The sequence below is a fragment of the Robinsoniella sp. genome, assembly GCF_034124845.1.
Window position 1 is genome coordinate 1 of record NZ_JAWYAJ010000373.1, and the last position, 7317, is coordinate 7317.

Annotated in this window: 8 protein-coding genes; 5 read left to right on the top strand and 3 right to left on the bottom strand. The window is 41.6% G+C overall.

What is annotated here, in order from left to right; all coding sequences use genetic code 11:
* The 3 genes from ACH2DQ_RS18845 to ACH2DQ_RS18855 all read left to right on the top strand — a co-directional run.
* A partial coding sequence (locus tag ACH2DQ_RS18845) for a DNA/RNA nuclease SfsA (RefSeq protein ID WP_395027837.1) occupies nt 1-140 on the top strand: 140 nt, incomplete at its 5' end.
* An 18-nt stretch (nt 141-158) separates the two neighbouring features.
* Nucleotides 159-1232, top strand: a complete 1074-nt coding sequence (mutY, locus tag ACH2DQ_RS18850; protein WP_394915712.1) for an A/G-specific adenine glycosylase — start codon at nt 159-161, stop codon at nt 1230-1232.
* An 11-nt stretch (nt 1233-1243) separates the two neighbouring features.
* Complete coding sequence (locus ACH2DQ_RS18855; protein WP_394915711.1) at nt 1244-2260, top strand: glycosyltransferase family 2 protein; 1017 nt, start codon at nt 1244-1246, stop codon at nt 2258-2260.
* A gap of 21 nt (nt 2261-2281) precedes the next feature.
* Here ACH2DQ_RS18855 and ACH2DQ_RS18860 read toward each other — a convergent pair whose 3' ends face one another.
* Entirely contained in the window at nt 2282-3199 is a 918-nt protein-coding gene (locus ACH2DQ_RS18860) for a diacylglycerol/lipid kinase family protein (RefSeq protein ID WP_394915710.1), read from the bottom strand.
* A gap of 126 nt (nt 3200-3325) precedes the next feature.
* Between ACH2DQ_RS18860 and ACH2DQ_RS18865 the strand changes: the two genes are divergently transcribed.
* Together ACH2DQ_RS18865 and ACH2DQ_RS18870 are read left to right on the top strand one after the other, a co-directional pair.
* Nucleotides 3326-4990: a glutamine--tRNA ligase/YqeY domain fusion protein gene (locus ACH2DQ_RS18865; RefSeq protein ID WP_395027834.1), complete on the top strand. Its 1665-nt coding sequence runs from the start codon at nt 3326-3328 to the stop codon at nt 4988-4990.
* Between the two features lie 22 nt (nt 4991-5012).
* Complete coding sequence (locus tag ACH2DQ_RS18870) at nt 5013-6419, top strand: PLP-dependent aminotransferase family protein (protein WP_394915708.1); 1407 nt, start codon at nt 5013-5015, stop codon at nt 6417-6419.
* 145 nt (nt 6420-6564) lie between these two features.
* On the opposite strand, the gene ACH2DQ_RS18875 is transcribed toward ACH2DQ_RS18870, so the two are convergent.
* The gene (locus ACH2DQ_RS18875) at nt 6565-6900 is read right to left on the bottom strand and encodes a hypothetical protein (RefSeq protein WP_394915707.1); all 336 of its coding nucleotides are present in this window, start codon (nt 6898-6900) and stop codon (nt 6565-6567) included.
* Between the two features lie 87 nt (nt 6901-6987).
* The gene (locus ACH2DQ_RS18880; RefSeq protein WP_395027839.1) at nt 6988-7299 is read right to left on the bottom strand and encodes an ArsR/SmtB family transcription factor; all 312 of its coding nucleotides are present in this window, start codon (nt 7297-7299) and stop codon (nt 6988-6990) included.
* Nucleotides 7300-7317: the final 18 nt, after the last annotated feature.

A 7317-nucleotide genomic window follows, 5' to 3' on the forward strand; every position in this document is an offset into this window, starting at 1 on the left:
GGCCAAATGACTTAACCCACCCGGAATTTGGTGATGCACTCCGCCAGGCTAGGCAGGCAGGTGTACATATACTGGCGTATGACAGTAATGTTACAGAGGACAGCATAAAAATAGATACAGAAATTAAAGTTATTTTATAGTTAATATTAGGAGAATATATGTTAAATGAGATTGTGGAACCACTGCTTTTGTGGTTCCGGACAAATGCCAGGGTTCTTCCCTGGCGGGAAGATAAGTCTGCATATCGAATCTGGGTTTCAGAGATTATGCTGCAGCAGACCAGAGTTGAGGCAGTAAAACCATTTTTTGAACGATTTACAAAGGCTCTGCCGGATGTTCAGGCATTGGCGGCATGTGAGGAAGATAAACTGCTGAAATTGTGGGAAGGACTGGGGTATTATAATCGGGTAAGGAATATGCAGATAGCAGCTAAAACCATAGTAGAAGATTTTGGCGGACAGCTTCCGGCTGATTACGAAGCATTGCTGTCACTAAAAGGAATTGGAAACTACACGGCCGGTGCAGTTGCATCCATCGCCTATAACATCCCGGTACCCGCAGTGGATGGGAATGTACTTCGGGTAATTTCTCGGGTAATGGCAAGTGAAGATGATATAATGAAACCGTCTGTCCGCAAGAAGATGGAAGAGGATATCAAGGCTATCATGCCAAAAGAATGCCCCGGAGACTTCAACCAGGCATTAATGGAACTTGGTGCTACAGTCTGTGTACCAAATGGAATGGCAAAATGTGATATCTGCCCCCTTGCATCGATCTGTAAAGCAAGGGAACTGGATATCGTAATGGAATTGCCTAAGAAAGCAAAACAAAAGCCAAGGCGGATCGAAGAAAAAACGGTGCTGGTGATAAAAGACGGTGACAAAGCAGCGATAAGAAAACGTCCGAAAAAGGGACTTTTGGCGGGGCTGTATGAATTGCCGAACCTGGAAGGACATTTGACGGCAGATGAAGTGCTGGTGTATCTAAAAGAACGTAATTTTGCACCAATCCGGATTCGGGAATTGAGAGAATCGAAACACATTTTCAGCCATGTGGAATGGAGAATGACGGGATATGTCATTCAGGTTGAAGAACTGGAAAATGCAAAAGATACGGGAATGCTGTTTGTTGAACCCTGGAAAACCCAGGAGGAATATCCCATTCCGGCAGCTTTTGGAGCATATGCGGATTATCTGCAAATTAAACTAGGACAGGAAAAATACGAAGTATAGGGGAAAATAACATGAAATTATTATCAATTGCAATTCCATGCTACAATGCGCAGGAGTACATGAGAAAATGTATTGAATCCCTGCTGGTGGGTGGAGAAGATGTGGAAATTCTGGTAGTAGATGATGGTTCCAAAGATGATACTGCAGCGATTGCAGATGAATATGAAAAAGAATACCCTACCATAGTGAAAGCAATCCATCAGGAAAACGGCGGTCATGGAGAAGCAGTAAATGCCGGGCTGCGCAATGCTACCGGTATCTATTTTAAAGTAGTGGACAGTGATGACTGGGTGGATCCCGACGCATACCGGACTATTCTCAGCAAAATAGCAGATATGATAGGCGGACCCAATACCGTGGATATGATTATCAGTAATTTTATATATGATAAAGTCGGGGCGCGCAGAAAGAAAGTCATGCAGTACCGTTCTGCGTTTCCACAGAATGAAATTTTCACCTGGGATGAAGTCCACAATCTCAGGAAGGGGCACTATATCCTGATGCATTCTGTAATATACAGAACCCAGCTTTTAAAAGCATGCGGACTGGAGCTGCCAAAGCATACATTCTATGTAGACAACCTGTTTGTATTTCAGCCCCTGCCTTACGTGAAAAATATGTATTATCTGGATGTAAACTTCTATCATTACTTTATAGGAAGAGATGACCAGTCCGTAAATGAAGAGGTTATGATACGCAGGATAGATCAGCAGATCCGGGTGAATAAAATCATGATAGATACGATGGCGTCAGCAAAAGTTTCTAATAAGAAGCTCCGCAAATATATGCTGAACTATCTGGATATTATTATGACGGTGTCTTCCATTATGCTGATTCGTTCGGAAACAGATGAAAACTTTGAGAAGAAGAAAGAATTGTGGTCCTATTTAAAGAAGGTGGACCGAAGACTTTATATCAAGATACGTACCGGCCTGCTTGGACGTACCGTGAATCTCCCTGGAAAGAGCGGAAGGAATGTGTCCGTAGCTGCATATAAGTTAACCAGAAAATTTTTCGGATTTAATTAATAATTAAACATAAACTCTCCCTTATCCTAGGATAATGGAGAGTTTTTTGGATTCAAAAAAGATTTCAATATCAGAACGGAAATCAAAAGATTCACCGTCAGCATGGACTGCAAGAGGAACTTCTGTCTGTATCCTTGCCCGGTGGCAGCGGAAAATATGTACACCCTTTGCACCGGTATGTTTTCCTAAGAATGCAGTGGGAAGCAGTAACAGTACTTTTAACTTGGACATTTTTTCGATTACGCAGATATCCAGAATATCATCGGAAGCATCCGCTCTTGGGCAGAACTTAAATCCGCCCCCTTCGTATTGGGTATTCATAGCAGCAATAAAATATACATTTTTATAGAAATGTTTCCTTTTAGCATCCATGGTCAGCGTCATAGAAGCCGGTTTCAACACGAACAGCTGTTTTAAGGCAATTCCAAGATAGGTCAGTTTGCCTAGTTTAAACTTGTTTAAAGCTTTTTTTATATTGGAGTGCAGGGCTTCGTGGCAGACTGCGGCATCAAATCCAATTCCGGTACTGACGATAAAGTTTCTGCATTCCTGCCTGCTTTGATTGACACCGATGCTGACTTTTTGAATGATAGCTGGATAAAGAACCGCGTTTAAGGCATCCAGTGGATTCACCGGAAGGTGCAGACCTCTTGCAAGATCATTGCTGGAGCCGGTTGGAATATAACCAAACACGATAGAGTCCAGATTTTTAAGCCCATTGATTACTTCATTGGCGGTTCCGTCTCCGCCCACAGCCGCAATCGTACAGGGATTTTTAGTAGTGGAGATTAATTCAGCCAGCCGGAGAGCATGGTTTTTCTTCTTGGTAAAATAGACGGTGTATTTTATTTTACGTTCTCTAAGTTCCTTCTCCAGCATATTCCAGATCTTCCGGCCCTTACCGGAACTGGATTTCGGATTTACAATAAAATAATACATATAAGTTCCCCCAAAATTGATATGTTAACATCATAATATAAGAGTAGAGAAAAGTAAATACCAGCGTTGTAATTTTGAGAAAATTATGGTATTATGAAAAACAGACTATATCCTAGGAGGAAAGACATGGAAAAAGAGACAGTTTCCAAAAATTTTATTGAGCAGATTATTGAAAAAGATTTAGCAGAAGGACATTGCGAGACAGTATGTACCAGATTCCCGCCAGAGCCAAACGGCTATCTTCATATAGGACATGCAAAGTCAATCCTGTTAAACTATGGATTGGCACAGCAGTATCAGGGCAAGTTTAATATGAGGTTCGATGATACGAACCCTACAAAGGAAAAAATTGAATTTGTAGAGTCTATCAAAGAAGACATTAAATGGCTGGGTGCAGACTGGGAAGACCGCCTGTTTTTTGCATCTAATTATTTTGACCAGATGTATGAATGTGCTGTGAAGCTGATAAAAAAAGGAAAAGCCTATGTCTGCGATTTGAATGCAGAGCAGATCAGAGAATATCGCGGAACCCTCAAGGAGCCGGGAAAGAACAGCCCTTTCCGGGACAGAAGCATAGAAGAGAACCTGGAATTATTTGAAAATATGAAAAATGGCAAATATGCAGACGGCGAAAGAGTGTTAAGGGCAAAAATCGATATGTCCTCACCGAATATCAACATGCGTGACCCGATTATCTACCGTGTTGCACATATGACACATCACAACACCGGAGATCAATGGTGCATTTATCCTATGTATGACTTTGCCCATCCCATTGAGGATGCAATTGAAGGCATTACACATTCGATCTGTACTCTGGAATTTGAAGACCACAGACCTCTTTATGACTGGGTAGTCCGTGAGCTGGAATATCCCCATCCTCCAAAGCAGATTGAATTTGCAAAATTATATCTGACCAATGTAGTAACCGGAAAGCGTTATATCCGCAGGCTTGTGGAAGATGGTATCGTAGATGGCTGGGATGACCCGAGACTGGTTTCCATTGCTGCTTTAAAGCGCCGTGGATTTACACCGGAGTCCATTAAAATGTTCATGGATTTGTGCGGCGTGAGCAAAAGCCAGAGCTCTGTTGATTACGCGATGCTGGAATATTGTATCCGGGAGGATTTAAAGCTGAAGAGACCGCGTATGATGGCAGTCTTAGATCCTATTAAATTAGTAATAGACAATTATCCGGAAGGACAGATTGAATATCTGGATGTTGACAATAACCTGGAAAATGAAAGCCTGGGAAAACGTAAAGTACCGTTCTGCCGGGAATTATATATTGACAGAGAAGACTTTATGGAAGAACCTCCAAGAAAATATTTCCGTCTGTTCCCTGGAAATGAAGTGCGTTTAATGAATGCCTATTTCGTGAAATGTGAAAGCTTTATAAAGGATGAGGACGGCAAAGTAACGGAAATACACTGTACTTATGACCCTGAGACAAAATGCGGCACCGGATTTACGGGACGTAAGGTAAAAGGCACCATTCACTGGGTAGCAGCACCAACTGCATTGAAAGCAGAAGTACGTCTCTATGAAAATATTATTGATGAAGAAAAAGGTGTCTATAACGAAGACGGCAGCCTGAACCTGAATCCAAATTCACTGGTGATTTTAAAAGACTGTTTTGTAGAGCCAAATCTGGCAGATGCCAAAGCCTATGAGAGCTACCAGTTTGTGCGCCAGGGATTTTTCTGTGTGGATGCCAAAGATTCCAAACCGGATGCACTGGTATTTAACCGGATAGTATCTCTAAAGAGTTCTTTTAAACTGCCGAAATAATGTTTAGCTGCGGGAGAAATATATGAACGAATTGACGATCAGTCTGGATGTTCATTCATCCAGACCCCTGTATGAGCAAATATATGAATATATTAAAAATGATATCCAAAACGGAGGGCTGCCTTTTAAAAAGAGGCTGCCCTCTACCCGCAATCTGGCGAAATATCTCCAGGTAAGCAGAAGTACGGTAGAATTGGCTTACGAACAGCTGCTGTCAGAAGGATATATAGAAGCGGTGCCCTGTAAAGGATATTTCGTAAGTGATCTGGATGGACTGTACCGTCTTTCTACAGCTGTGCAGGTTCCCAAAAAGGCTGCGGAGGAAATGAAAGAGCATTATGAATATGACTTTTCCCCCAGCGGGGTGGATTTAAACAGTTTTCCCCATAATGCATGGAGAAAGATTTCCAAAAATATTCTGCTGGAGGATAATAAGGATTTTTTTCAGCTTGGTGAACCCAAAGGAGAGAGCGAACTACGCGAGACGATTGCTGCATATCTGCATCAGGCACGTGGTGTAAACTGCAGTATGGAGCAGATTATTATTGGAGCCGGGAATGATTATCTGCTTATGCTTTTATGTAATCTTCTTGGAAGAGGACATATCATAGCAATGGAAAATCCAACTTATAAAAAGGCATATGATATTCTGAATGTACTTTCCAATGAGATGCTGGTCATTAATATGGATAAGAATGGAATGGATGTGGCAGAGCTTGAAAATTCCAGGGCAGATATTGCCTATGTTATGCCATCCCATCAATTCCCCCTGGGAACCATTATGCCGATTAAACGGAGGATGCAGCTCTTAAAATGGGCGTCAGAGGACGAGAATCGTTATATCATCGAAGATGACTATGATAGTGAATTCCGGTACAAAGGGAAACCAATACCCGCTTTACAGGGCTATGACAGCCATGATAAAGTGATTTATATCGGAACGTTTTCCAAGTCAATAGCTCCTGCTATTCGTGTGAGTTATCTGGTTCTGCCCAAAAGGCTTTTAGCGGTATACGATGAAATCGGTAAAATATTTTCTTCTACGGTGTCCAGGGTAGATCAGATGATCATTTCCAGATTTCTGAATGAGGGTTATTATGAGAGACATCTTAACAAAATGCGTGCAATTTATAAAAGCAGACATGATGTTTTGCTGGACAGGCTCAAAGGATTGGAAAGCATCTGTACTATATCAGGAGAAAATGCAGGTGTTCATGTTTTGTTAAGCTTTGTAAATGGAATGTCGGAAGATGATGCAATAGAGCGTGCACGCCTGAAAGGAGTGAAAGTCTATGGGCTGTCTGCCTACTATGTGGCGGCTCCCAGAGAAACAACGATGCCTACGGTGATTCTGGGATATGCAAATCTGTGTGAAGAAGATATCGCAGAAGCGGTAAACCGGCTGATTCATGCTTGGATTATTGAATGAGGTGCGGTTTGCTGTAAATACAGCCCGCGAAAATAGAAAAACACCAGCTATATATGGATTGTCCCGTAAGTCTGATTAATTTCATTACCAGGGCGCTTCCATTTGCTGGTGTTTTTCTATTTCTTGTTATATTAAGCACAACGGTTTATTCTTGCGTTGTGTCTTCTTCGTTTTCTTCCGCTGCAATATCTTCGGTCTGTCCATCTGTATCATCTGAATCATCTGTATCATCGGCAGATGTATCTTCCGGAGTTTTTTCAGGCGTATGAGATTCTTTTGGTATGGTGACATATTCTCTTGCAACCGGAGTAACATCATCTTCTTCATCCAGATCATCTTCGAAGTCGTCTTCAAAGTCTTCGAAATCATCCTCCCATGTATCATCTTGTTGTTTGCATTTATTTAAGTAATAGATACCTCCTGCGATAGCAACACCTATTACAGCAGCACCAAGTAAGAATTTTCTATTTTTTTTAGCCATAATCCTGACTCCTTTCATAATTTATGACAACATAATTACGTTTATTGTAATACTTTTTTCTGAAAAAGGAAAGGGGAAATTATAAAATTATTCTTCCACATGTTCCAATCCCTGATTCAGAATCGTAGATACATGGGTATCAGCCAGGGAATAAAAGATCGTTTTTCCTTCTCTGCGGAATTTTACCAGGTGGCTTTGTTTCAAAACCCGCAATTGATGGGAGATCGCACTCTGACTCATTCCAAGGAGTTCTGCAATGTCACATACGCACAGTTCGGAAGCGGACAGCGCATAGAGTATCCGAATCCTGGTGGGATCACCAAAGATTTTAAACAGTTCAGCCAGGCGGTACAGATCTTCTTCTTTTGGAATAACCGTATTTTGAATTTGATGATGGATGTGGTTGCCATCACAACA